Source organism: Frigoribacterium sp. SL97 (assembly GCF_026625765.1).
Classification (GTDB): Bacteria; Actinomycetota; Actinomycetes; order Actinomycetales; family Microbacteriaceae; genus Frigoribacterium.
Map to the genome: position 1 here is coordinate 861,904 of NZ_CP113062.1, position 24,991 is coordinate 886,894.

Annotated in this window: 20 protein-coding genes and 1 pseudogene; 14 read left to right on the forward strand and 7 right to left on the reverse strand. The window is 73.6% G+C overall.

Annotated elements, in window-relative coordinates:
* The first annotated feature begins 57 nt into the window (after window positions 1-57).
* On the forward strand, window positions 58-3,132 hold the full coding sequence (locus OVA02_RS04190) for an alpha-mannosidase (protein WP_267659296.1): 3,075 nt from the start codon (window positions 58-60) through the stop codon (window positions 3,130-3,132).
* A 112-nt stretch (window positions 3,133-3,244) separates the two neighbouring features.
* On the opposite strand, the gene OVA02_RS04195 is transcribed toward OVA02_RS04190, so the two are convergent.
* Window positions 3,245-4,171, reverse strand: a complete 927-nt coding sequence (locus OVA02_RS04195) for an ROK family protein (protein WP_056044502.1) — start codon at window positions 4,169-4,171, stop codon at window positions 3,245-3,247.
* A 339-nt stretch (window positions 4,172-4,510) separates the two neighbouring features.
* Between OVA02_RS04195 and OVA02_RS04200 the strand changes: the two genes are divergently transcribed.
* From OVA02_RS04200 to OVA02_RS04235, 8 genes are all read left to right on the forward strand, one after another.
* A complete protein-coding gene (locus tag OVA02_RS04200) occupies window positions 4,511-5,728 on the forward strand; it encodes an ROK family transcriptional regulator (protein WP_056043376.1) in 1,218 nt (405 codons plus the stop codon).
* Window positions 5,729-5,944: 216 nt separating this feature from the next.
* The gene (locus OVA02_RS04205; protein ID WP_200922550.1) at window positions 5,945-7,267 is read left to right on the forward strand and encodes an extracellular solute-binding protein; all 1,323 of its coding nucleotides are present in this window, start codon (window positions 5,945-5,947) and stop codon (window positions 7,265-7,267) included.
* 106 nt (window positions 7,268-7,373) lie between these two features.
* Window positions 7,374-8,375: a carbohydrate ABC transporter permease gene (locus tag OVA02_RS04210; RefSeq protein WP_200922549.1), complete on the forward strand. Its 1,002-nt coding sequence runs from the start codon at window positions 7,374-7,376 to the stop codon at window positions 8,373-8,375.
* A complete protein-coding gene (locus OVA02_RS04215; RefSeq protein ID WP_199736328.1) occupies window positions 8,372-9,325 on the forward strand; it encodes a carbohydrate ABC transporter permease in 954 nt (317 codons plus the stop codon). The genes OVA02_RS04210 and OVA02_RS04215 overlap by 4 nt, the downstream gene beginning before the upstream one ends.
* A gap of 4 nt (window positions 9,326-9,329) precedes the next feature.
* Window positions 9,330-11,051, forward strand: a complete 1,722-nt coding sequence (locus OVA02_RS04220) for a beta-N-acetylhexosaminidase (protein ID WP_267659297.1) — start codon at window positions 9,330-9,332, stop codon at window positions 11,049-11,051.
* 22 nt (window positions 11,052-11,073) lie between these two features.
* On the forward strand, window positions 11,074-11,859 hold the full coding sequence (nagB, locus tag OVA02_RS04225) for a glucosamine-6-phosphate deaminase (protein WP_123571241.1): 786 nt from the start codon (window positions 11,074-11,076) through the stop codon (window positions 11,857-11,859).
* A 67-nt stretch (window positions 11,860-11,926) separates the two neighbouring features.
* A complete protein-coding gene (locus tag OVA02_RS04230; RefSeq protein ID WP_267659298.1) occupies window positions 11,927-13,627 on the forward strand; it encodes an N-acyl-D-amino-acid deacylase family protein in 1,701 nt (566 codons plus the stop codon).
* Window positions 13,628-13,784: 157 nt separating this feature from the next.
* Entirely contained in the window at window positions 13,785-14,411 is a 627-nt protein-coding gene (locus OVA02_RS04235) for an NAD(P)-dependent oxidoreductase (protein WP_267659299.1), read from the forward strand.
* Between the two features lie 167 nt (window positions 14,412-14,578).
* On the opposite strand, the gene OVA02_RS04240 is transcribed toward OVA02_RS04235, so the two are convergent.
* Complete coding sequence (locus OVA02_RS04240; RefSeq protein WP_056043363.1) at window positions 14,579-14,983, reverse strand: RidA family protein; 405 nt, start codon at window positions 14,981-14,983, stop codon at window positions 14,579-14,581.
* A 150-nt stretch (window positions 14,984-15,133) separates the two neighbouring features.
* Between OVA02_RS04240 and OVA02_RS04245 the strand changes: the two genes are divergently transcribed.
* Complete coding sequence (locus OVA02_RS04245; protein WP_267659300.1) at window positions 15,134-16,633, forward strand: alanine racemase; 1,500 nt, start codon at window positions 15,134-15,136, stop codon at window positions 16,631-16,633.
* A gap of 91 nt (window positions 16,634-16,724) precedes the next feature.
* Here the strand turns inward: OVA02_RS04245 and OVA02_RS04250 are convergent, their stop codons facing one another.
* Complete coding sequence (locus OVA02_RS04250) at window positions 16,725-17,549, reverse strand: hypothetical protein (RefSeq protein WP_267659301.1); 825 nt, start codon at window positions 17,547-17,549, stop codon at window positions 16,725-16,727.
* A 138-nt stretch (window positions 17,550-17,687) separates the two neighbouring features.
* Between OVA02_RS04250 and OVA02_RS04255 the strand changes: the two genes are divergently transcribed.
* A complete protein-coding gene (locus tag OVA02_RS04255; RefSeq protein ID WP_267659302.1) occupies window positions 17,688-17,936 on the forward strand; it encodes a DUF4287 domain-containing protein in 249 nt (82 codons plus the stop codon).
* A 45-nt stretch (window positions 17,937-17,981) separates the two neighbouring features.
* Here OVA02_RS04255 and OVA02_RS18085 read toward each other — a convergent pair.
* Window positions 17,982-18,368, reverse strand: a pseudogene (locus OVA02_RS18085) (DivIVA domain-containing protein); the annotation flags it as partial.
* On the opposite strand from OVA02_RS18085, the gene OVA02_RS04265 reads away from it, so the two are divergent.
* The gene (locus OVA02_RS04265) at window positions 18,324-18,854 is read left to right on the forward strand and encodes an SRPBCC family protein (protein WP_267659303.1); all 531 of its coding nucleotides are present in this window, start codon (window positions 18,324-18,326) and stop codon (window positions 18,852-18,854) included. The pseudogene OVA02_RS18085 and the gene OVA02_RS04265 overlap by 45 nt on opposite strands.
* 69 nt (window positions 18,855-18,923) lie before the next feature.
* Here OVA02_RS04265 and OVA02_RS04270 read toward each other — a convergent pair whose 3' ends face one another.
* On the reverse strand, window positions 18,924-19,865 hold the full coding sequence (locus tag OVA02_RS04270; protein ID WP_267659304.1) for a hypothetical protein: 942 nt from the start codon (window positions 19,863-19,865) through the stop codon (window positions 18,924-18,926).
* A 131-nt stretch (window positions 19,866-19,996) separates the two neighbouring features.
* Between OVA02_RS04270 and OVA02_RS04275 the strand changes: the two genes are divergently transcribed.
* Window positions 19,997-20,665, forward strand: coding sequence for a response regulator transcription factor (locus OVA02_RS04275; RefSeq protein ID WP_173153288.1), 669 nt, complete (start codon window positions 19,997-19,999; stop codon window positions 20,663-20,665).
* Window positions 20,662-22,404 (forward strand): HAMP domain-containing sensor histidine kinase, encoded by a 1,743-nt coding sequence (locus tag OVA02_RS04280; RefSeq protein WP_267659305.1) that lies wholly within the window; start codon window positions 20,662-20,664, stop codon window positions 22,402-22,404. The genes OVA02_RS04275 and OVA02_RS04280 overlap by 4 nt, the downstream gene beginning before the upstream one ends.
* 465 nt (window positions 22,405-22,869) lie before the next feature.
* On the opposite strand, the gene OVA02_RS04285 is transcribed toward OVA02_RS04280, so the two are convergent.
* Window positions 22,870-23,850: an NAD-dependent epimerase/dehydratase family protein gene (locus OVA02_RS04285; RefSeq protein WP_267659306.1), complete on the reverse strand. Its 981-nt coding sequence runs from the start codon at window positions 23,848-23,850 to the stop codon at window positions 22,870-22,872.
* A gap of 156 nt (window positions 23,851-24,006) precedes the next feature.
* Window positions 24,007-24,957: a copper homeostasis protein CutC gene (locus OVA02_RS04290; RefSeq protein WP_267659307.1), complete on the reverse strand. Its 951-nt coding sequence runs from the start codon at window positions 24,955-24,957 to the stop codon at window positions 24,007-24,009.
* Window positions 24,958-24,991: the final 34 nt, after the last annotated feature.

The following is a 24,991-nucleotide window of genomic DNA, read 5'->3' on the forward strand; positions in this document are numbered from 1 at the left end:
CCACAGAACGACCCGCCCCACCGTGCGCCCCGGCGCGCCCGTCAGGAGACTGATCCCATGCACGACAACACCGTCCTCGTCGAGGCCCGCATCGACCGCTTCGTCCGCGACCGCATCACCCCGGCGGTCTACCGCCGGGCCGTCCCGCTGACGATCACGGCCTGGGAGGCGCCGGGTGAGCCGGTCCCCTTCGCCGAGGCCGTCTCGCAGACGTTCGAGCCGTTCGCCGTCGGCTCGCCGTGGAGCAAGCCGTGGGGCACCACGTGGTTCCACGTCACGGGGACGGTGCCCGACGACCTCGGCACCGACCCGGCGACCGCCCTCGAACTCGTCGTCGACCTGGGCTTCAGCATCAGGCAGCCCGGGTTCCAGGCCGAGGGCCTCGTCTGGCGACCCGACGGCACGATCGTCAAGGCCATCGAGCCGTACAACGGCTACGTGCCGCTGACGGCGATCGGCGCGGGCGTCACCCCGGGCAGCACGATCGACGTCTACGTCGAGGCCGCGTCGAACCCCGACATCGGTGGCGACGACTTCCACGGCGAGACACCGCTCGGCGACCCCGAGACCGCGGGCGACGCCCCGATCTACGCCCTGCGCAGCATCGTGCTCGCCGAACGCGACGAGGTGGTCGCCGAACTCGACCGCGACGTCTGGACCCTCGTCGGGCTGATGCGCACCCTCGCGCTCACGTCGCCGCGACGGCACGAGATCCTGCGGGCGCTCGACCGGATGTGCGACGTCGTCGACCACGCGGACGTCGCGGGGACCGCGGCAGCCGGGCGTGCCGCGCTCGCCGACGTGCTCGCGGCACCGGCGAACGCGAGCGCGCACCGGGTCGTCGCGACCGGCCACGCGCACATCGACTCGGCCTGGCTCTGGCCCGTCCGCGAGACCCAGCGCAAGGTCGCCCGCACCTTCTCGAACGTCGTCGCCCTGATGGACGACGACCCCGACTTCGTGTTCGCCGCCTCGAGCGCGCAGCAGTACGCCTGGTTGAAGGAGCGCTACCCGGAGCTGTTCGAACGGGTCGCGCAGAAGGTCGCCGAGGGCCGGTTCGTGCCGGTCGGCGGCATGTGGGTCGAGTCCGACACCAACATGCCCGGCGGCGAGGCGCTGGCCCGTCAGTTCGTCGCGGGCAAGGGGTTCTTCCTGCGCGAGTTCGGCGTCGACGCCGACGAGGTCTGGCTGCCCGACTCGTTCGGCTACACGGGCGCGATGCCCCAGATCGCCCGCGCGGCCGGCGCCAGCTCGTTCTTCACGCAGAAGGAGTCCTGGAACGAGACGAACCGCATGCCGCACCACACCTTCCTGTGGGAGGGCATCGACGGCAGTCGCGTGTTCACGCACTTCCCGCCCGTCGACACGTACAACTCCGACCTCTCGCCGGCCGAGCTCGCCCATGCCGAGAGCGGCTACGCCGAGAAGGGGTTCTCGAACGTCTCGATCGTCCCGTTCGGCTGGGGTGACGGCGGTGGCGGCCCGACCCGCGAGATGATGGCGGCCGCGCGCCGGGCCGGCGACCTCGAGGGCTCGCCCCGCGTGACCGTCGGCACCCCCGCCTCCTTCTTCGCGCAGGCACGGGCCGAGCTGGCCGACCCGGCCGTGTGGTCGGGCGAGATGTACCTCGAGTTCCACCGCGGCACGTACACGTCGCAGGCTCGCACCAAGCAGGGCAACCGTCGCAGCGAACACCTGCTGCGCGAGGCCGAGCTGTGGAGCGCCACGGCGACCGCCCGCGGCCTGCTCGACTACCCCTACGACGAGCTCGAAGAGATCTGGCACGTCGTGCTGCTCCAGCAGTTCCACGACATCCTGCCCGGGTCGTCGATCGCGTGGGTGCACCACGAGGCCGAGCGGCACTACGCGCGGGTCGCCGAGCAGCTCGAGGCGATCATCGGCTCGGCCCAGCGGGCACTGGCGGGGACGGGGTCGGCGACGACCACGTTCAACGCCGGGCCGGTCCCGTCGGCCGGGGTCGACGCCGCGGCCGGGTCGGCCGCGGGACGGGCCCAGGAGGCGGGGGTCGGGTCGGTGGCACCGGTGGCCTCCGACGGCGGCTGGGTGCTCGACAACGGGTCCGTGCGTGCGGTGTTCGACGGTGACGGCCTGGTCGCCTCGCTCGTCGACGCCACGTCGGGACGCGACCTCGTCGCCCCGGGGGCCCGGCTCGGGCTGCTGCAGCTCTTCCGCGACACCCCCAACCAGTGGGACGCCTGGGACGTCGACCAGGCCTACAAGAACGTCCGCACCGACCTGGTCGAGGCCGAGTCGGTCGTCGTCGACGGCGGCGCGCTCGTCGTCACCCGCCGCATCGGCGACTCGACCATCGTGCAGCGCTGGTGGCTCGACGACGGCGAGGGCGAACTGCACGTGCAGACCGAGGTCGACTGGCACGAACGGCAGAAGCTGCTCAAGCTGGCGTTCCCGCTCGACGTGCACGCCGACCGGGCGGCCTCCGAGGTGCAGTTCGGTCACGTGCAGCGCCCGACCCACCAGAACACGTCGTGGGACTTCGCCCGGTTCGAGACGGTCGCACACCGCTGGGTGCACGTCGCCGAGCCCGGCTTCGGCGTGGCCGTGGCGAACGACGCCACCTACGGCCACGACATCACGCGGAGCACCCGCGACACGGCCGAGGGCGGCGACGGCGGCACGACGACGCTCGTGCGCCAGTCGCTGCTGCGGGCACCGACGTTCCCCGACCCGCACGCCGACCAGGGGCGGCACGTGCTGCGCTCGTCCGTGCGGGTCGCGCCCGACGTGCTCGACGCCGCGACCGCGGGCTACCGCATGAACCTGCCCGTCCGACGGGTCGAGGGGTCGTCGGGCGCCGGGGTCGCTCCGCTGGTGTCGTCGTCGTCGCCGGCCGTGCTGATCGAGGCGGTCAAGCTGGCCGAGGACCGGTCGGGCGACCTGATCGTGCGGCTCTACGAGGCTCGCGGTGCTCGGGCGGCCACCACCGTCACGGTCGACGCCGACAGCGGGTTCGGCGAGGCGTGGCGCACCGACCTCATCGAGCGCGAGCTGGCGTCGGGCACGGCCGGGGCCGGTCGGTGGGCGTCGGGCTCCGCGGTCGAGTTGACGCTGCGCCCGTTCGAGATCGTGACGCTGCGGGTGGCCCGGGCGTAGCGCCGCACCGGCGGACACCGCACCGCGAGATGGTCACAGTTCCAGGTTTTCTCCTGGTGCTGTGACCATCTCGTGGCGGCGTGGCGACGTGGGGGCAGGGCCGTGGTGGCGGTCAGAGGGCGGCGGCGACGGCCGTCGCGGGCCCGCGGGCGCCGATCGTCGCGGCACCGACGGCTGCCACGGGGAACCCCGGCGGCAGCAGCTCGATGCGCGACGACAGCTCGAGCGAGGCGAGGAACGGCGACCCCGCCGCCCACCGGTCGAGCACCCCGGCGACGTCGTCGAGCAGGGGGCGACCCAGGTTGCTGAGCCCGCCGCCGATCACGACGGAGTCCACGTCGGTCGTCAGGACGAGGAGGCGCACCGCGGCCGCCACCCCCGCCGCGAGGTCGACACGCACGCGGACGGCCTCGGGGTCGCCGGCGTCGGCCGCCGCGAACAGCGCCACGGCCGGGTACGCCCCCTCGGTCGGCCAGTGACGGGACACCGCGGCGCCGGCCGCGACGGTCTCGAGGCAACCGCGCTGCCCGCAGGGGCAGAGCTCGCCCCCGGGGTCGACGGGGACGTGACCGATCTCGCCCGAGACGCCCCGCGAGCCGCGCCAGAGTTCGCCGTCGACGACGAGGCCGGCAGCGAGGCCGGTGCCGAGGTTGAGGTAGCCGACAGATCCCGACAGCGACATGGCGAGGTACGCGCCGAGCGCGGCCGCGTTGACGTCGTTCTCGACCCGGACCGGGACCCCGAGGCGGGCGCTCAGCGTCGGCCCCACGGCGACGTCGTCGAAGCCGATGTTCACGGCGTGCCGCACGCGACCCGTCGTGCCGTCGACGAGGCCGGGGATGCCGACGCCGACCGACTCGAAGGCCTCGACGGCGACGCCGGAACGGTCCGCCAACGAGGCGACCGCCGTGGCCGCGTTCGTCAGCACGGCGTCGGGGCCGAACCCCGTGGGCAGGCGGAGGCGATGGACGGGGGCTCCGGACCCGTCGACGACGACCGCGTCGATCTTGGTGCCGCCGATGTCGAGGCCGACCCTCACGGCCACTCCGTCGACCCGGCTGCGGACGGTCCCGCCGGCGCACCGCCGACGGCGACGTGAGGCGCGGCGACGGACACGGTGGCGAGCGTGGACATGTTTGTTAGTAAAGCTTACGAACCTGCTCGCGGCAAGGGGCCGCGGCCCGTGGGTCGCCGTGTTTCGGGTGTTGACCGCCGGTGTTTCGTGTGCGTAAACTCGCCGCCACGCACCTTGACACGTGTTTGTAAGGCCCATTTACTAACGGCACGCCACCACGGCGACGCCACCCGGCACCGCTGCCGACGGGCCCTCTCACCGGGTCCGAGGTCGGCGACGATGCCGAGACGAGAGGACGCGCCCGTGACCAGCACGACGATCACCCGGCAGCAACAGCCGCCGGTCCGCGCCCACAACCGGTCCCTCCTCCTACAGTCCCTGTACCGCGACGGCTCCATGAGTCGAGCCGACCTCGCGCGTCGCTCGGGTCTGACGCGCCCCACCGTCTCCGCCCTCGTCGCCGAACTCATCGACGACGGCATCGCCCGCGAGCTCGGCGTCCGCGACGACGCGCGGGTCGGCAAGCCGGCGACGCTCGTCGGCATCGAGTCGGACGCCTTCCACATCGTCACGGTCGACCTGTCGAGTGCCGAGCGTTTCGTCGGGGCCGTCGTCGACCTGCGGGGCGGGGTCGTCGAGCGCGCCGGGGTCGAGCTCGACGGGGCCGTCGGCGAGGCCGCCGTGAGCCTGGTCGAGCGGCTCGTCGACGACCTCGCCTCGCGGACGACCCGTCGGCTGCTCGGGGTCGGCGTCGCGACCCCCGGCATCGTCGACCACGACGGCGTCGTGCGCACGGCCGTCCACCTCGGTTGGTACGACCTCCCGCTGCGGTCCCGACTGTCGGCCCGCACCGGTCTGCCCGTCCACGTGGGCAACGACTCCAACGCCGCGGCGATGGGCATCCGCACCTTCGGCGAAGAGGTCGGGAACGATGAGACCGGGCGGGGCGCGACCGGACCGGGCGCGACCGGACCGGGCGCGACCGGACCGGCTGCGGCCGGGCAGAGCGGCGGCGGACGGTCCCCGGCGGGACAGAGCCTCATCGTCGTCACGATCGACCACGGTGTCGGGGTCGGGCTGATCGTCGCCGGTGCGCTCGTCGAGGGCGACCAGTTCTCGGCCGGCGAGATCGGGCACGTCACGGTCGACGAGAACGGCGACGTGTGCGCGTGCGGTCGACGCGGCTGCCTCGAGGAGGCCATCGCCGCCCCGCAGCTGAGGGCGCGCCTCCGACAGCACGACGAGGGATCGCGCGGCGCCGTCCTCCACGAGGCCGGTCGCGCGCTCGGCCTGGTGCTCGCCCCCATCGTCAGCGCGCTCAACATCGACGAGGTCGTGCTGTCGGGCCCGGCCGACCTGGTCGAGGGCGCGATGCTGCGCGCAGCCCGCGAGACCGTCCGGCAGCGCACGCTGTCCGCCGTCAGCAACGGCCTGACGATGCGGATCGCGGGCAGCGGCACCGACCTCGCCCTGCGAGGCGCCGCGTCGTTCGTGCTGCAGGCCGAACTGGGGTTGACGTGAGCCCGGCGTCGGCACGCCCGGCGTCGGCCCGCCCGGCGTCGGCCCGCCCGGTGCCCGGCCCGCCCGGGGCGACCGCCCCACCACAGACCTCGGGGGTCCACCCCCGGAGGCGGCGAGGGCCTCGGCCCGTGCCGCATTCCCGACCCGACGCTTGTGCGAGCGCGGGCCGGGACCACAGCGATGCGGCATCCCCGCTTCGAGAACGAGGAGATGAAATTGCGAATCCAACGCTACACGGCGGTCGGGGCCCTGGGCCTGGCCGCGGCACTCGCCCTGTCCGCCTGCTCGAGCTCGGGCACGGGCGGCAGCTCGTCCGACGAACCCCAGGCCGTGCCCACCACCAAGGGTGACGGCAAGACCCTGACGGTCTGGGTGATGACGGGCGACTACACGCCCGAGACCATCGATGCCGTCAACGAGGAGTTCACGAAGCAGACGGGCGCCGACGTCGACGTCCAGATCCAGCAGTGGGACGGCATCACCACCAAGATCAGCACGGCACTCGCCACGAGCACCCCACCCGACGTGCTCGACCTCGGCAACACGCAGGTCGCCAGCTACGCGGCCAACGGTGCACTCCTCGACCTGACGTCGTACCGCGACGACCTCGAGCAGGGTCAGACCTGGTTGACGGGCCTCGAGGAGCCCGCGACCGTCGACGACTCGCTCTACGCCGTGCCCGGCTTCGCCGGTGCCCGCGCCGTCATCTACAACAAGACGATGTGGGCCGAGGCCGGCGTGACCGAGGCGCCCACCACCTACGACGAGCTCACCGCCGACCTCGACAAGGTGAAGGCCGCGAACACGGCGTCCGACTTCTCGGCGTTCTACCTGCCCGGCCAGTACTGGTACGCGGGCATGCAGTTCGTCTGGGACGCCGGCGGAGAGATCGCCACGTCGAGCGACGGCACCTGGAAGGCGGGCCTGGCGAGCGACGAGGCGCAGCAGGGACTGGCCGACTTCACCGAGTTCCAGAACGCCTACTCGACGCCCGCCTCGCAGACCCTCGACACCGACGCGCCCGACCAGACGCAGGTCTTCGCGGACGGCAAGACGGCGACGATCCTGCACACCAACGGCTCGATCGACCTGATCCAGAAGGCCAACCCCGCCCTGACCGACGACGACTTCGGCACGTTCCCGATGCCGGGCAAGTCGGGCGAGACGCAGCCGGTCATGCTCGGCGGCTCGGACTGGGGAATCGCGGCCAAGAGCCAGAACTCCGACCTGGCCCTGCAGTGGACCAAGATCGCCACGAGCCCGGACATCCAGAGCGAGTGGGTCGTGGGCAACGACGGCTGGATCCCGAACAGCGAAGAGGGCATCGAGGCGGCCGGCAGCGTGGTGACGCCGATCCAGAAGGGCTTCTTCGACGCCGCGCTCAACTCGAAGGCCACCCCCGCCAGCGCGAACTGGGCGGCCCTCGAGGGCGACAAGAGCATCAACCAGCTCTTCTCCTCGGTGGTCTCGGGCTCGAAGTCGCCCGAGGCGGCCGCGAAGTCCTTCGACGAGGCCACCGACGAGGCGCTGAACGACTAGCACCGAGCCCTCGGCAGCACCCCGGGGGCGTCACGCGACCACCTGATCGCGCGACGCTCCCGCCCCCTCGACCCGCACCTCCTGGACTCGAACCGAAAGAGGAACCGTGGCCCTCTCGATCGCCCCCGGTCTCACCGAGACCCCGCCCGGCGCGGCACCCGACCGGAAGGGCGGCCGGCGCCCGAAGGCCGAACGGAAGGCCCCGGTGCGCCCCGGCGGGAAGCGCCAGCTCGCCCCGCTCTGGCTGCTGTCGCCCGCGGGCATCGTGCTGCTCGCCGTGACCGTCGCGCCCATCGTGTTCCTGGTCTTCACGTCGTTCACCGACTACGACCAACGCTCGCTCTTCACCGGCGCGTACGACTCGGTCGGCGTGCAGCAGTACGCGACCCTGCTGGCCGACACCGACTTCTGGTGGTCGCTCGTCCGCACGCTGGTCTTCACGGCCGCGATGGTCGGTGGCAGCGTCGTGATCGGCACGGGCGTCTCGCACCTGCTCACCCGGCTCGGCACGCCGATGCGCTACACGGTGACCGTCGTGCTGATCCTCGCCTGGGCCATGCCCAACGTGGCGTCGTCGATCGTCTGGAAGTGGCTGTTCCAGCCCGGCTACGGCGTCGTGAACTGGCTGTTGACCCGGACCGGCCTGGTGGGCGACATGACCAACGTCGACTGGTCGAACGACGCGGCCCTCGCCTACACGAGCATCTGGCTGCTGATCGTGTGGCAGGCGGTGCCCTTCATCGCGCTGACCATGTACGCCGCCGAGACGCAGATCCCGCTCGAGTACAAAGAGGCCGCGCGGCTCGACGGGGCGAGCGAGTGGCGCGTGTACCGGACCGTCACCCTGGTCTTCCTCAAGCCGACGCTGCTGCTGATCACGATCCTGTCGATCATCTGGGACTTCAACGTCTTCAACCAGATCTGGCTCGTCTCGGCCGGCGGCCCCGACGACGCCACCTCGACCCTCGGCGTCTTCACCTACGTCACCGCGTTCGTCGGCTTCGACATCGGGCAGGGCGCCGCCATCTCGGTGGTCACCACCCTGCTGCTCGTCGTGTTGACCGCGTTCTACGTCCGCAACCTCGTCCGATCCGGAGAAGACCTGTGACCACGACCGCACCCGCCGGCGTCGGCACCACGACGACCGAGACCGTCGCGCGCGACGAGAGAAGCAAGGAGGCGCGCTCGGGCCACGGCACCGGCCGCCCGTCGCCCGCCCGCCCGACCCGTCGCCGCCGGAAGCCCCGCTGGGTCAGCAACGCGATCGCGATCGTCTTCAGCCTCGTGTGGCTGTTCCCCGTCTACTGGATGGTCAACACGGCGTTCAAGCCGCGCCCCGAGGTGATGACGGCCACCCCGCTGTTCTGGCCGCAGAACCCGACCCTCGACAACTTCGTCGTCGCGGTGACGCAGTCCGACTTCTTCACGAACCTGCGCAACAGCGTGATCGTCGTGGTCGGGGCCGTCGTCTTCTCGATCGTGCTCGGACTGTTCGCCTCGGCCGCCCTGTCGCGGTTCCGGTTCCGGGGGCGGCGCACGATCATGGTGTTCATCCTGATCGTGCAGATGCTGCCGGCGACGGCCCTGTTGATCCCGCAGTTCCTGATCTTCAACAGCCTCGGGCTGCTCGGCACCTACGGCGGGCTCATCCTGGCGTACGTCGCGTCGACGCTGCCGTTCTCGATCTGGGTGATGCGCGGGTTCTTCCTGGCGATCCCGGTCGAGGTCGAGGAGGCCGCGCAACTCGACGGCGCGAGCACCTGGCAGGTGCTGACGCGGATCATGTTCCCGCTCGTGCTGCCCGGCATGATCGCGACGAGCATCTTCGCCTTCATCGCCGCGTGGAACGACTACCTCGTGGCCTACACGTTCATGAAGGACCAGTCGATGTACACGCTGCCGGTCTGGCTGGCCTCGTTCAGCACGCCGACCAGCGGCACCGACTTCGGCGGACAGATGGCGGCCTCGGTGCTGTTCTCCCTGCCGGTCGTCGTCTTCTTCATGATCATCCAACGCAACCTGGTGACCGGCATGTCCGCCGGCGCCGTGAAGGGCTGACCCCGTGACGACCGACTCCTCGACCCCCTCGACCACCATGCGGGCCGGCACCGCGACCCCCGAGACCGCACCGGTCGCGATCGTGCCGCGTCCTGCCCGGCTGACCCGCGCCTCCGGGGCGTTCCGGCTCGACTCCGCGACGCGCGTCTCGGCGCCCGACGAGCTGGCCGGAGTCGTCGCCTGGCTGCAGCAGGCGCTGCGCCCCGCGACCGGCCTGCCGCTCCGCGAGGGCAGCGCCGACGGGACCGGCATCTCGTTCGACCTGGACGCCTCGCTCGGTGCCGAGGCCTACCGGCTGGAGGCGCGACCCGCGGGGGTGCGCATCACCGGTGGCGACGCGGCCGGCGCGTTCCACGGGGCGCAGGTGCTGCGACAGCTGCTGCCCGCGGCCGCCTACCGGACGGCCCTCGTGCCCGGGGTCGACTGGGTCGTGCCCGCCGTCGACGTCGAGGACCGACCACGCTTCGGCTGGCGGGGTACGCACCTCGACGTCGCCCGGCACTTCCTGCCCAAGCACGACGTCCTGCGGTTCGTCGACCTCATGGCCCTGCACCGGCTCAACACGCTCCACTGGCACCTCACCGAGGACCAGGGCTGGCGCATCGAGATCACGAAGTACCCGCGCCTGACCTCGGTCGGCGCGTGGCGGGGGTCGTCGCAGGTGGGGGCGGGGCCGGACGCGACCCAGGACGGCCGACCGCACGGCGGCTTCTACACGCAGGACGACATCCGCGAGGTGGTCGCCTACGCCGCGGCCCGCCACATCACGGTCGTGCCCGAGGTCGACGTGCCCGGCCACTCGATGGCGGCGATCACGGCGTACCCGCACCTCGGCGTCGGCGCCGTCGAGGTCGGCGGGACGCCCGTGGCGGCGCCCCGGCAGATCGCCGTGGGGACCGAGTGGGGCATCTTCGAGGACGTCCTCAACACCGAGCAGACGACCGTCGACTTCTACACCGACGTGCTCGACGAGGTGATGGAGCTCTTCCCGGGCACCTGGATCGGCATCGGTGGCGACGAGTGCCCCAAGGCGCAGTGGCGGGCCGACCCGCGCACGCAGGAGCTCATGCGGGACCGCGGCCTCGCCGACGAGGAGGAGCTGCAGGCGTGGTTCATCGGGCGGCTCGACGCGCACCTCACCGCGGCCGGGCGCCGCACCTTCGGGTGGGACGAGATCCTCGAGGGGAACGCCACGATGTCACCCGGCGCGACGGTCGCGTCGTGGCGGGGCATGACCGGCGCGATCACGGCGGCACGACGCGGCTACGACGTCGTGGCGTGTCCCGACGACCAGGTCTACCTCGACTACCGGCAGTCGGACGGGCCCGACGAGCCGATCCCGGTGTCGATCCCGCTCACCCTGGCCGACGTGTTCGCGTTCGAACCGGTGCCCGCGCAGCTCACCGAGGACGAGGCCCGTCACGTGCTCGGAGGCCAGGCCAACATCTGGACCGAGCACATGGACTCGCCCCGCACCGTCGACTTCTTCGCGTTCCCCCGGTTGTGCGCCGTCGCCGAGGCGCTGTGGACGACCGAACCGCGGGACTTCGACGACTTCTCCACACGGCTGGCCGTGCACCTCGGACGCCTCGACGCCCTCGGCGTCGAGTACCGGCGGGAGTCGGGGCCGCTACCGTGGCAGCAGCGTCCGGGCGTGCCCGGGCGGCCGGCCTCACGCGAAGAACGCGAGGCGTACATCGCGTCGGTCGTGGCCAACATCGTCTGACGCCTCGGCAGCAAGGAGCCCCATGGAGATCGTCATCGTCCGCGACGCCGACGAGGTCGGCCGTGTCGCCGCCCTCAAGATCGCGTCCGTCGTCCAGCGCGACCCCGAGGCCGTGCTGGGCCTCGCGACCGGGTCGTCGCCCACCGGCATCTACGCGTCGCTCGCGGCCCGGGTCGCGGCGGGCGAGCTCGACTTCGGCCGCGCCTCCGGGTTCGCGCTCGACGAGTACGTCGGCATCCCGCTCGAGCACCCCGAGAGCTACGCCTCGGTGATCGAGCGCGACGTCGTCGTGCCCCTGGGCATGGACGCGTCGAAGGTCCACGTGCCCGACGGGCGGGCCTCCGACGTCGAGGCCGCGGTCGTCGAGTACGAGCGGGCCATCGCCGACGCGGGCGGCATCGACATCCAGATCCTCGGCATCGGGGCGAACGGGCACATCGGCTTCAACGAGCCCACCTCGTCCTTCGCGTCGCGCACCCGCATCAAGACGCTCGCCCCGCAGACCCGGGCCGACAACGCCCGGTTCTTCGACGACCCGTCGCAGGTGCCCACGCACTGCCTGACGCAGGGGCTCGGCACCATCCTCGACGCGCACGAGGTCGTGCTCGTGGCGCAGGGGTCGTCGAAGGCGTCGGCGGTCGCGGGCATGATCGAGGGGCCGCTCGGCGCGATGTGCCCCGGCAGCGCGTTGCAGTTGCACCGGCACGCCACGATCGTCGTCGACGAAGCCGCGGCGTCGCAGCTGCAGCTGGCGGACTACTACCGCTACACCTACGCGAACAAGCCCGTGTGGCAGCGCTTCGAGTAGCGCACCCGTCCTGGCGACGACCGCGGTGCTCCCGTGACGGCGGCGTCCGTGTGACGACGGCGTCCCCGTGACGACGCTGGTGCTCGCGGGCGGGACGGTCTGGGACGGGTCCGGAGGCGCGGGTCGCGTCGCGGACGTCGTCGTGCGCGACGGCGTGGTCGCGGCCGTGGGGCCCGGGGCCGCGGCGTCCGTGGGCGACGGTCGCCGCGCCTCCTCGTCCGGGGTGCCGGCCGGGGTCGAGGTGGTCGACGCGAGCGGACTCGACGTGCTGCCGGGCTTCGTCGACGTGCACGCGCACGACGACGCCGCGTTGTTCCGCCCGGGAGGGGTCGCGCCCAAGACCGGGCAGGGCGTGACGACCACGATCGTCGGCAACTGCGGCCAGGGCGTCGCGCCGTCGCCGTCCGACGCGCGGGACCGATCGCTCGAGGACTACTCGCGGCCGGTGCTCGGCGGGTTCCCTGCGCGACGATGGGCGACGTTCGCCGACTACGTGCGGACGCTGGCCGAGGGCGACGCCGACGGCACCTTCGGCCTGCACGCCGCGACCCTCGTTCCGCACGCCCCGCTGCGGGCGGGCGTGCTCGGCTTCGACCGTCGACCGGCCGACGGCGTCGAGCGGTCGCTCATCGCGGCGTCGGTGGGCGAGGCGCTCGACGCCGGGGCGCTCGGCGTCTCGCTGGGCCTCATGTACGCACCCGGCGACGCCGCCGACCGGCCCGAACTCGTCGCCCTGGCCCGGGAGTGCGCGGTGCGGGGCAAGCTGCTGGTCGCCCACGTCCGCAACGAGGCCGACGGACACCGCGACTCGATCGACGAGCTGGCGTCGCTGGGGCGCGAGACCGGGGCCGCCGTCCACGTCAGCCACCTGAAGGTGACCGGGCCGCGGAACGTCGGCGGCATGCCCGCGATCGTGGAGCACCTCGACGCCTTGCGCGACGACGGTGTCGACGTCAGCGCGGACGTCTACCCCTACGACGCGGGCAGCACGACGGTCGCGTCGCTGTTCCCGCCGGCCACGGCCGACCACGGGGTCGAGAGCCTGCTCGAGGCGCTCCGTCCCGGCACGCGCTCGCGGAGGGATGTGCTCGACGGGCTGCTCGAACCCTGGGCCGGATCGACGCTCGAGAACCAGTACGCGGCGATCGGCCCCGAGCGGATCTCGGCGGCGGGGTTCACGCGACCCGAGCACGCGGGCTTCGAGGGGCGGCCGCTGTCCGAGATCGCCGAGGCGGTCGGTGCCGACCCGCGCGAGGTGCTCGCCGACCTCGTCCTCGCCGAACGGGGCGCCTTGACCGTCATCGTGTTCCACACCGACCTCGAGGGCATGCGGACGGCCCTGGCGTGGCCGCACACCCTGGTCGGCTCGGACGGGCTGCCGCGCGAGACCGGCACCGTGCATCCCCGCCTGTACGGGACGTTCTCGCGCGTGCTCGACGAGTACGCCGGGTCGGGGCCGCAGGCCGTGCTGTCGCGGGGCGAGGCGATCGCGCGCATGTCGACCCGCGCCTCCTCGCGGTTCGGGCTGGGGGGCACGGGTGCCGGCGCGGGCGGAGGCGCGGGCGGCATCGCCGGCGGCGGCGGCGGCGGCGTCGGCGCCGTGGGTGGTGGCCGGGCAGGAGGCGCGCTCAGCATCGCCGCCGGGGCCGTCGCCGACCTCCAGTTGGTCGACCCCGGGGCGTACGCCGACCGGGCCACCTACGCGACGCCCCGCCTCGGCCCCTCGGGGCTGGTCGGTCTCTGGGCTGCGGGCCGTCGCCTCCATTGAGCCGCCCCGGCCGACCTGCATCGGCTGACCCGACCCGACCCGACCCGCCCTGGCCCGATCCGCCCTGCCCCGATCCGCCCTGCCGCGACCCTGCGCAGGCGTTCTCGGCCCGCTCTTGGTCGGACGGTGTTCGCTTCGACGAACGACAGGAGGCGCGATGAAGGTTCTGGTGTTGGGAGCGACAGGGGGCACGGGCTCCCACGTCCTGCGGGTCGCCCTGTCGGCGGGGCACGACGTGACGGTGCTCGTCCGCGACGCCTCGTCCCTCGACGTGACGGAGGGCGTCCGGGTGCTCACCGGGGACGCGACCTCGGCCGAGGACGTCCGCGCCGCCGTCGCCGGCCAGGACGCCGTGCTGAACGCGATCGGCTCGCGGAACATGCGGCACCCGGTCGAGGTCGAGGTCGGGCGAGCCCTGCTGCCGGCGATGCACGACGCGGGCGTCGACCGACTCGTCGTCTGTTCGGCCTTCGGCGTCGGCGAGAGTCAGGCCGACGCGACCACCTTCCAGAAGATGTTCTTCCACACCGTGCTCGGCAAGGTCTACGCCGCCAAGGACGTCGCCGACGCCGAGGTGCGCGAGAGCGGACTCGACTGGACGCTCGTCTACCCGACGCGCCTCACCGACGACCCGGCGACCGGGTCGCTCGCCACGGGGGAGCGGTTGCTCCAGGGGGCGGGCAGCCACGTGACCCGTGCCGACGTGGCGCGTTTCATGCTCGCCCAGCTGACCGACGCGACGTGGTCACGGAAGATCGTGGTCGTGACGGGCGCGACCGACTGACCTGCGCCTCCTGTGGTCGCGCCGCCTGGACGCCGCGCCACCCCGAACACGGGCGTGTCCGGGGTGGGCGGGCGATCGTGCCGACCAGGAAAGTGCGAACTCGCCCGCTGTCGACGAGCGGCAGGGCGGCAGAGCCGCAGGCCGCAGGCCCGGAGAGCCGCAGCGCGTCAGCTGAGGATGGCGAGCGCGTCGATCTCGACGAGCATGGCCTCGTTCGGCAGCTCGACGAAGACCGTCGTGCGGGTGGGGAACACCCCGCTCGGGACGTTCTGCAGCAGGTAGGTCTCGTACGCGGCGTTCATCTCGGCGAAGTCGTCGCGCGTGGTGAGGAACACGCGCAGCGACACGACGTCGTCGAACGTCCCGCCGGCGCCCTCGACGATCGCCTTGACGTTGTCGAGCGTGCGGACGGTCTGCGACGTCAGGTCGCCGGGGTGCAGGTACTCGCTCGTGGCGGGGTCTTGCGGGCCCTGGCCCGACACGCTGAGGAACCCGTTCTTGAGCACGCCCTGCGAGAAGGTCGAGATGGGGGTGGGGGCGCCGCCGGTGCGGACTTCGGTCTTCTCGCTCACAGGTCTGCTCTTCTCTGGTGGATGGTCGGTGGGCCCGACGTGAGGTGTCGCCCGTCGGGGGTGGCTGCAAAACTACCGTCAGGTACCGACACACGGCCTGACCGCAGCACCACTCCGCACACCCCCGAACCGCACCCGTCGGAAGGCACCATGACCACGTCGTCCTCGACCCCGTCCGCCCCCGTCCCCACCAAGGTGGGCTTCGGCCGCGAGCCCCGGCCGGTCCCGCTGATCGACCTCGCGACCCCGCTGCTCACGATCGACCTCGACGCCCTCACCCACAACGTCGAGACCATGGCCGCCTGGTGTCGCGAGGGCGGGGTCGACCTGGCGCCGCACGGCAAGACGACGATGGCGCCCGAGATCTGGCGCCGGCAGCTCGACGCCGGCGCGTGGGGCATCACGCTCGCGACGGCGTTCCAGGTCGCCGTCGCGCGCGAGGCCGGGGTGCCGAACGTCGTCCTGGCGGGCACCGCGTTCGCGCCCGCGACCCTCGCGGCGCTCGCCGCGCCCGGCGTCGACGTGCTCATGTGGGTCGACTCGGTCGAGACGGTGCGCCTCGTCGACGCCGCCCTGGCGCGGGCCGAGGGCGAGCGTCCGCTCGCCGTGCTGGTCGAGTTCGGGTCGCCGCTCGGCCGGACCGGCGCGCGCTCGGTGCGCGAGGCGCTGCTCGTCGCCGAGGCCGTGGCGGCGGCACCGCACCTCGTCCTGGCCGGGGTGGCCGGGTACGAGGGCGCCCTCACGCACGACGTCGACGCGGCCGGCATCGCCGTGGTCGACGACTACCTGCGGGGGCTCCTCGAGGTGCTCGACGGCATCGGTGCGCCGGCCTTCGACCCGTGGCTGTCGAAAGGTCACGACGTGGTGGTGACGGCCGGCGGCAGCGTCTACTTCGACCGTGTCGTCGCCGTGCTCGGCGACCGGCACGACCCCTCGGGTCTGCAGGGGCCGCGCACGCGCGTCGTACTGCGGTCGGGTTCGTACGTCGCCCACGACCACGACCTCTATCGCCGGCTGACCCCGTTCGCCCGCGACACGATGCCGTCGACCCGCCACGCCGTGCCGTCGACCGCAGGAGGCGCGGCCGGCGTCGACGCCGACGTCACGGTCGTCGTCGGCGACGGTTCGGCGGGGTCGCAGGCCGACCGCGAGATGGGCGGGCCGACCGACGGCGAACTCACCGGGTTCGACGGAGCGGCCGAGGGGTTCGACGCCGAGCGGGCCGCGGGGTTCGACGCCGAGCAGGTCGAGGGGCCGACGATCGAGCCCTCGTTCCTGCCGACCCTCGAGCTCTGGGCGTCCGTGGTGTCCCGTCCCGAGCCCGGGCTCGCCCTGCTCAACGTCGGACGGCGCGACACGTCGGACGACGAGGGGTTCCCGGTGCCGCTCGAGGCGTGGCGTCCGCAGGCGGCCGACCGGCGCCTCCCGGGGGTGCTCGACGGGTCGCACGTGTCGGCGCTCAACGACCAGCACGCCTTCCTGCGGCTCGACCCGGCGTCGGGGCTGCAGGTCGGCGACCTGGTGCGGCTCGGCGTCTCGCACCCCTGCACCACGATCGACAAGTGGAACGAGATCGCCACGGTGCGGGGCTCGGCCGACCGCCGCGGTGTGCCACCCGTCGTCGAGGGCGGCATCACCACGCGGTTCTGACGGAGCCTGCTGTTCTGGCGGAGCCTGCTGTGCTGACCGGTGCCGGCGCTTCCGAGCGGCCGGCGCCCTGACGGCCGGTGCGGCCGGCGGCCTACGAGCCCGAGCCCTCGTCGGTGCCGGGGGTGGGCGTCGGCGCGTCCGTGGGAGGGGTGGGCGCGTCGGTCGGCGGGGTGGGGCGGTCAGAGCCGTCCTCGGTGTCGCCGGAGTCCGTCTTCGGGCCGCCCTTCTCGCCGGGGCCGTGGCCCGGGCCGCGCTTCTCTCCCGGGCCCTGCGGTCCGCCAGCCATCGGGCCGCCGGCGGCGGGGCCGCCCTCCGGTGCCTCGGGCAGAGCCTTCCCGTCGGGGCCGGTGCCGGGGGCCGGCAGGGCTTCGCCGTCGGGCCCGGTGCCCTCGGCCGGAGTGCTCTCGTCCGAGTCGTCGCCCGCAGCAGGCGGGGTCGGTGCGTCGGTGGGTGTACCGGTGGCGTCGTCGGAGCCTCGTCCTCCCGGCCCCTGGCGTGAACCGTCGGCCTGGTCCGTCGCGTCGTCCCGGCCCGGAGTCGCACTCGAGGAGGCGCTGGTCAGGCTCCCGGCGTTCGACACCGCGACGGCGGTGCTGGTCCCGACCAGGGCGAGGCCGGCCGCCGCGATGCCGATGCCGACGAGCAGGCCCTTCCTCGGGCGCCGTCGCGGGGTCGACTCCGCTCGGAACGCGCTGCCGTCCGTGGGCAGTTCGCGGGTGCGCTGGTCGTCGGCGACGATCGGGGTGGTCGGGGCCGTGGGCTGGCCCGACGGCCGGGCCGGCAGCTCGGTCGTCGCACGGGCGTCCTGGTCCTCGTCCTCACGACGCAGTCGCTCGGCCCACGCATCGTCCTGCGCGGGGGTGTTCTCGTCGCGACGGTCGTCGTCGCGGCCGTCGGGGGTGGTGTCCTTCGCCATGGTGTCTCCAGATGTCGGGTGCCGGGCGAGCCGCGGTGCGGCTGGCGGTCGGGGCGTTCCCTCCGGCAGACACCACTCTCGGAACCGAATCTGAAGCGGGGCTTAAGTCGCGTCGACACCGACTGCTACCGTCACGGCATGTCCGAGCGACGCGTCCTGGCACCCGAACCGCCCGCCGACGGCCAGAAGGCCAGCGGCCCGGCGTCGTACTTCCCGAGCATCGAGCGCACCTACGGGCGGCCGGTCCAGGAGTGGCTCGACCTGGTCGACGAGCGTCTCGACGAGGACGCGCACATGCAGGTGGTGTCGTGGCTGAAGTCCGAACACGGCCTGGGCCACGGTCACGCCAACGCGATCGTCGCGTACGTGCGCCACGCCCGCGGCTGACGCGTCGTCGGGACGCGGTCAGCGACCCCCGGCGGACTGTCGTCCCCTGAGCTCGACGACGACCTGGTCCAGGAAGTCGTCGACCTCGTCCTGGTCGTAGCCTTCCCTGAACCTCGTCGGTCGGAACCGGGCGGCCACGACGTCGACGTCCGCCAGGAGGCCGACGGTGGTCCCCTGCTCGTAGGCCGCGAGGGTGGTCCGGATGCGCTCGAGGAACGGGTCAACGTCCTCCATCGCGTAGCCGTCGCGGAAGCGGGTCGGAGTGAATCTCTTCTCGGTCACGTCTCGTGCGAGCACGTCGCTCCTCGGGGTCGGGTGTCGACAGATCTGTCCTGATCTTTCCACGCCCGTGGTCGCCCGGACGTCCGGAGGTGCGACGATGAGCCCATGCCCGTCGTCGAGTCCCGGTGCGTCGTTCCTGTCGACCTCCACGTCGCCTTCGCGGTGTCGCAGACCCAGGGGGAGGCGCGCAAGCGGTGGGACCCCTTCATCCGTGGGCAGTACCTCGTCGGCGGAGCGACCCGGGCCGCCAAGGGGGTCCGGACGTTCACCGTGCAGCGTTTCGGGTTCCGGATGGAGAGCGAGTACGTCTCGTACAACCCACCGACGAACGTCGGCATGAACATGACGAAAGGGTCGTGGTTCTTCGCGCGCATGGGCGGGGGATGGCGGTTCAGCGAGGTCGACGGCGACCCGAGCTCGACCGAGGCCGTCTGGCGCTACAACTTCTCGTGCAAGCCGGCGTGGCTGGCGCCCGTGGCCGAGCGCATCGGCGCCGTCCTCCTGCAGCGCGACATCGACCGACGCATCCGCGGTTTCGCCCGGGGCTGCGTCGATCCGTTCGTCCTCGCCCACCTCGACCCCGACCTCGGCGGCGCCGGTGACCCGGCCCGCACCGCGCCTCCGGCCCTTCCGTAGAACCCGCTCACCGACGGTCCAGCGGCGCCTCCCCGCATCGATCCGTCTCGGTGGCTCGGCACGGACGAGTCAGGTGTCGGTGGGACCGAATGCCGGTGCCGGGTCGGGCTCGTGCGCGTGCCGCAGGACGTCGCGAAGGCGTCGCGTCAGCTCGCCGCCCGCGAGGCGCGCCTCGCGCCCGTCTTCACCGCCACCCTCGCCGCTGCCGCCGAGTCGGTGGACGGCGGCGAGGTCGAGGTCGATGAGCCCCTCGACCACTTCCTGGAGCGAGTTGGTCACGGCCTGGAGCTGGTCGAAGGGCACGACGAACCACGGATCGCGTCGGACACCGACCTGGGCGTCCTGCCCGAGGGCCCAGGCCGTCCAGCCGATCCGGCGTGCTCCGACACCAGAGGCCCGAACCGGGTCGAACCGCGGACCCGGCGCATCGCGAGCGGCGCGGGCTGCGCGACGCGACCACGCGAGGGCCTCGTCGTGCGAGAAGCCGGAGTCCCACGGTGAGGCGAGGGCGTAGTCGGCGGCGGTGTTCAGGGCAGCCGACATCATCAGCAGGTCCTGGGTCGAGAGGGCGATGACGATCTCCCTCGACCCGCCGATCGGCCCTTCGCCTCGATCGTCGGCGAGCAGGAGTTCGAGGGCGCCGTCGGCATCGACGCGTCGCAGTACGGGGATGCTGCGCGGCCGCCAGATGAGGGGGAGCCAGTCCGTGTCGCTTGCGACGGTCTCGCGTGGAGGGATCGGAGGCTGCCGCCGCTGGAACGGCCACCAGCCCGGGGAACTCGGACGGGTCGGGAGGGTCGGGGCACCAGAGGGCGGCCCCTCACGCTCGGCGATGACGAGGAGGAACAACCACAGGGCGACCAGGAAGAGCCCGAACGCCGCCAACCCCACGGTCAGGTAGGCCGACGGCCACCGGGCCGAGATCGGCCCTCCGAGCCAGAACGCGAGCAGCGACAGCCCCAGCAGGACGCCGCCCGCGACGAGTTGCCGTCGTCGGCGCTGTCTCCCCATGCGCCGACCCTAGCGGCAGGCCGAGCCCGTCGGCGGTCCACCCCTGGTGGCAGTCCGCGACCACGCGACCCACACCGCACCCCCAGCCCGTCCATAGCCTCCGCCCACCGACCGGCCCTACCGTTCCGAGGATGCTCAGCCCCGCCCGTGTCCTCGTGATCGACGACGACGAGACCATCCGCACCGCCGTCGTCACCGCACTGGGCGCCGAGGGCTTCGCCGTGCACGGTCTCGCGGACGGCTCCGACCTGTCCGAACAGCTGAAGGCGTTCGTGCCCGACCTCGTCGTGCTCGACTGGATGCTCCCCGGGGCGAGCGGCATCCGGCTCGCGAGCACGATCCGCACCTCGTCCGACGCGGCGGTCGTCATGCTGACCGCCCGCGACGAGGTCGACGACCGGCTGCGCGGCTTCTCCGAGGGCGTCGACGACTACGTGGTCAAGCCCTTCGCCGTCGCCGAACTGATCGCGCGCGTCACGGCCGTCCTCCGCCGCCGCGGCCGCATCCCGTCGGTGATCGAGATCGGCGACCTCGTCGTCGACCCCGAGGCGGCCCGCATCACGCGGGGCGGCGAACCACTCGACCTCACCGCGACCGAGTTCCGCCTGCTCGGCTTCCTCGCCGAGAGCCGCGGACGCACCGTCTCGAAGACCCAGATCCTCACCCAGGTCTGGGGCTACGACGACTACGACCCCAACCTCGTCGAGGTGCACCTCAGCGCCCTGCGCCGCAAGATGGAGACCCGGGGCCCCCGCCTCATCCACACCGTCCGCGGCCTCGGCTACCGGATGAGCGCGTGAAGCGCGCCCGCCGTCCCGCCGCGCTCACGACGGGACGCCACCCCCGAGGAGGCGCGGTGTCGGCCCCCGAGGCCGCCGCCCCCGGGCTGCGCACCGGTTCGTTGCGCGTCCGCACGGTCGTCGCCGTGCTGCTGCTGCTGGCCGTCCTGCTGGCGGCGCTCGCCGTGACGGTCGAGCTCACGCTCGGCCAGCGGCTCCGCGCCCAGGTCGTCGACCGGCTGTCGGACCGCGCCGCGGCCGCCGCGGCCCTGGTCGGCACGGTGGACGGCGACGAGCTCGCCGACCGGCTCTCGGCCCAGGGGCTCTCGGTCGTCATCCGCGACGCCGACGGCGACGCCATCGTCGCCGGCCCGAGCCCCGACCAGCTGCGCGAGGGCCCGCCCTCGCTCGGCGACGGCCCCGGACGCGGCGGCCCGGCCTCGGGGCTCGACGTCGGACCAGGAGGCGCGGGCGCCGGCAGCCCGGACGGCACCGGCACCGGCACCGGCACCGGCACCGGCACCGATGAGACCGGCACCGACTCCCCGGGCGGCACCGACGCCGGGGACGCGACCGGCACCTCCTCGTCCGACGCGGTCACGGTCACCTCGTCCGAGGTGCGGAGCGACGACGAGGTGACCACCCTCGTCTCGCAGCTCAGCGACGGGTCGACGATCACCCTGACCACGGACTCGCGGTCGGTGGGCGAGACCCTGGTGCAGCTGCGCTGGGTGATGATCGGCGCCTCCGTGGCGTTCCTGCTGATCGCGGCGATCGGCCTCGCCCTCGTGGTGCGGGCCACCCTGCGGCCGCTCGACCGGATGACCGGCGTCGCCCGGTCGATCGCGCACGGCGACCGGGGACGACGCCTGCGGCCGGCCCGACGCGACACCGAGATCGGCCGGGTCGCCGTCGCCTTCGACGAGATGCTCGACGGCGTCGAAGGGGCCGAGCGGGCCGCGCTCGACGCCGAGACGCGGGTGCGCGCGTTCGTGTCGGACGCCGCCCACGAGCTGCGCACCCCCGTCGCCGGGATGCGCGCCGCGGCCGACACCCTCGTGCGGTCACCCGGCACGGCCGACGAACGCGAGCGGCTGGCGACGCACGTGGTGCGCGAGGCCGAGCGCGCCTCCCGGTTGATCGACGACATGCTGCTGATGGCCCGCGTCGACCAGGGCATCTCGCTGGACGTCGCACCCGTCGACCTCGGGGCGTCGCTGCTCGCCGACGTCGAGCGTCAGCGGCTGCGACGGCCGTCGCTCGACCTGCGCGTCCTGCTGCCCGACGGCCCGGTCGTGGTGGCGGCCGACGCGGGTCGGGTCTCGCAGATCGTCGGCAACCTGGTCGACAACGCCGCTCGGGCGACGGGGGGCTCGGGGCGGGTGACGATCTGGCTCGACGCGTCGCGTACCGACGAGGTCGCGGTGCTCGTGTCCGACGACGGCCCGGGCGTGCCCGAGCGCGACCGCGAGCGGGTGTTCGACCGGCTGGTGCGGCTGGACGAGGCCCGACGGTCCGGGGACGGAGGCGCGGGCCTGGGGCTGCCCATCGCCCGCGGTCTGGCGCGCGCCCACGGCGGCGACCTGGTCTGCGAGCCTCCCGGGGTCGGCCGGCCCGGCGCGGTGTTCCGGCTGACGCTGCCCGTCGCCGTGAGTGCGGTGCGGGCCGGATCGGAGGCGGCGGCGGCGGCGGCTGCGGCGGCTGGCGCCCCGACGGCCGCAGCCGCGCCCGCACCCGAGCTGCGTCGCACCGCCCACTGACCGTCGCACTGCCCACTGAACGTCGCACCGCCCACATCGGCGGTGCAACGTTCAGCCGGCGGTGCGTCGGCGGCCCGGTGGCCCGGCCCGGTGGCCCGGCCCGGCCCGGTGGCCCGGCCCGGCCCGGCCCGGTGGCCCGGTGGCCGGGCCCGGGGCCGAGGTCGCACCACGCCCGGGTCGAGGAACCACGCCCCCGGGTGGTTCGACGACGCGACGGTGGTGCGACGTCCAGTCGGCGGTGCGACGGTGGCCCGGTGGCCCGGTGGCCCGGTGGCCCGGTGGCCCGGCGGCCCGGTGGCCCGGTGGCCGGGCCCGGGGCCGAGGTCGCACCACGCCCGGGTCGTGGAACCACGCCCCCGGGTGGTTCGACGACGCGACGGTGGTGCGACGTCGACCCGAAGCTCCCACGGGCCGGGGCCGGGGCGGGGGCCGGGGGCCGGGCCGGGGTCGGGACCCGAGTCCGGGCTAGAGCGCGACGAGCCGCTCGTAGGCGTCGTCGACCCAGGGGTCGACCGTGCGACGGGAGGCGTCGGCGTCGTACCACGCGACGATCTGGCGGGCTCCCTCGGCGAAGGGGACCCGCGCCTCCCACCCGGGCACCAGCGCGCGGATCTTCGACGTGTCGAACACGGCGGGGTGGCTGCGGTCGCCGCAGAGGTCGGCCGTCCACTCGGGCACCTCGTCGGTCAGGACCTGCGTCGTGCGGTGGACGACGTGCAGCGACGCCCCCGCGGCGTCGGCGAGGTCGCGCGCGATCATGTTCCAGGTGAGCAGCTCGGGCGACATGATGTGGAACGCCTCGCCCAGGGCGCCGGGGTGCCCGAGCAACCCGACGAACGCGCGGGCGAAGTCGCTCGAGTGGGTCAGCGCCCAGAGCGAGGTGCCGTCGCCGTGCAGCACGACCGCGTCCCCGCGGCGCATGCGCTCGATCGGGGTCCAGCCGCCGAGCAACGGCACGTGCGTCTCGTCGTAGGTGTGCGAGGGCCGGACCACGGTCGCCTGCACCCGCCCCGCGAGGTGCTCGTCGCGCAGCAGGCGCTCGCAGGCGATCTTGTCGCGCGAGTACGACCACCACGGGTTGAAGAGCGGCGTCGCCTCGGTGATCGGCAGCGTCACCGGGGGCTTCTGGTAAGCCGACGCCGAACCGATGAAGACGTACTGGTCGGTGAGCGGGGCCACCACGCGCAGCATCGAGGAGAGCTGGTCGGGCGTGAAGGTGAGGAAGTCGGCCACCGAGTCGAAGCGACGCCCGTCCAGGGCGGCGACCAGCGCCTCCTCGTCCCGGACGTCGGCGACGAGTTGCTCGACGCCCGCGGGCACGGGCCGGATCGTGGTGCTGCCGCGGTTGAGCACGGTCACGGCCAGGCCGTCGCGCAGGGCCTGCCGCACCACCGAGGCGCTGATCTGCCCGGTGCCGCCGATCACGAGGAGGGACGTCGATGTCATCGCTCCACTGTGCACCCCCGCGACCGGGGGCGGTCGCCGAGGTGGGCAGGAGTCGGGCAGGAGGCGCGGGTCGGGACCCTGGGGAGGAGGCGCGGGTCGGGACCCCGGGACGGGTCGCGTCGCCGGTGCGCCGCGGTGTCGCGGTCGGCGGCGGCCTCAGGCCTGGTCGAGGGCGTGACGGGCGGCGCGGACCAGGTCGTGGTCGGTCTCGAACCACGAGTCGGTCGACGCCTCGGTGCCGAGCGACACGGTCGTCCCCGACCGGGACGAGGAGGCGCGCACGGCCCGCGCCCGCTTCGCCGAGAGGTGGACGGCGTCGACCCCCGCGGCCACGAGCGCCGGGACGTCGCCGAGCTGAACGCCGCCCCCGGCCATCACCTGCACGTCGCCCGCGACCTCGACGAGGCGCGGCAGCACCCCCGACGCCAGACCCGCCCCGACCGTGGACGAGCCGCCCGACGTCAGCACGCGCGTGACGCCCAGCCCCGCCAGGGCCGTCACCGCCGCGACCGGGTCCGCCGCACGGTCCACGGCCCGGTGGACGGTGATCTCCAGTGGGCGCGGCTCCAGCGTGCGCGGCTCGAGCGGGCGCGGCTCGAGCGTGCGCGGCTCGAGCGGTGAGGCCCCGGGAACCCGCGCAGACCCCACGCCGCGCGGAGGGGTCTCGGCGAGGTCCTGGGGTCCGGCCACCCGGTGCGGAGTTGCGGCGGCGTCGAGCGCGGCCTCGACGAACCAGCGGAGGGCGTCGACGTCCAGCGAGCCGTCCTCGCGCAGCGCGCCCACGACGACGCCGGCCACGCCCGAGCGCACCAGCGCCCGGATCTCGCGCACCATCACGTCGAGCTCGTCCGCGTCGTACGCGAAGCCGCCGGGCCGGCACCGAACCAGCGCGTGCACGGGAACGCCCGTCGCGACGGTCGCCTCGACCAGCCCCTGCGACGGGGTGACGCCGCCGAGCTCGAGGGCGCTGCACAGTTCGACGCGGTCGGCTCCGCCGTCGCGCGCCGTGACGGCTCCGGCGGCGCTCGTCACCGCGATCTCGAGCGCGGGCCGCCGGCGGGCGGACGTGTCGGCGGATGAGGAGGCGCGGGTCGCGTCGTTCGTCATGTCACGACCCTAGGCGAGCGGCTCGACGGGCCCA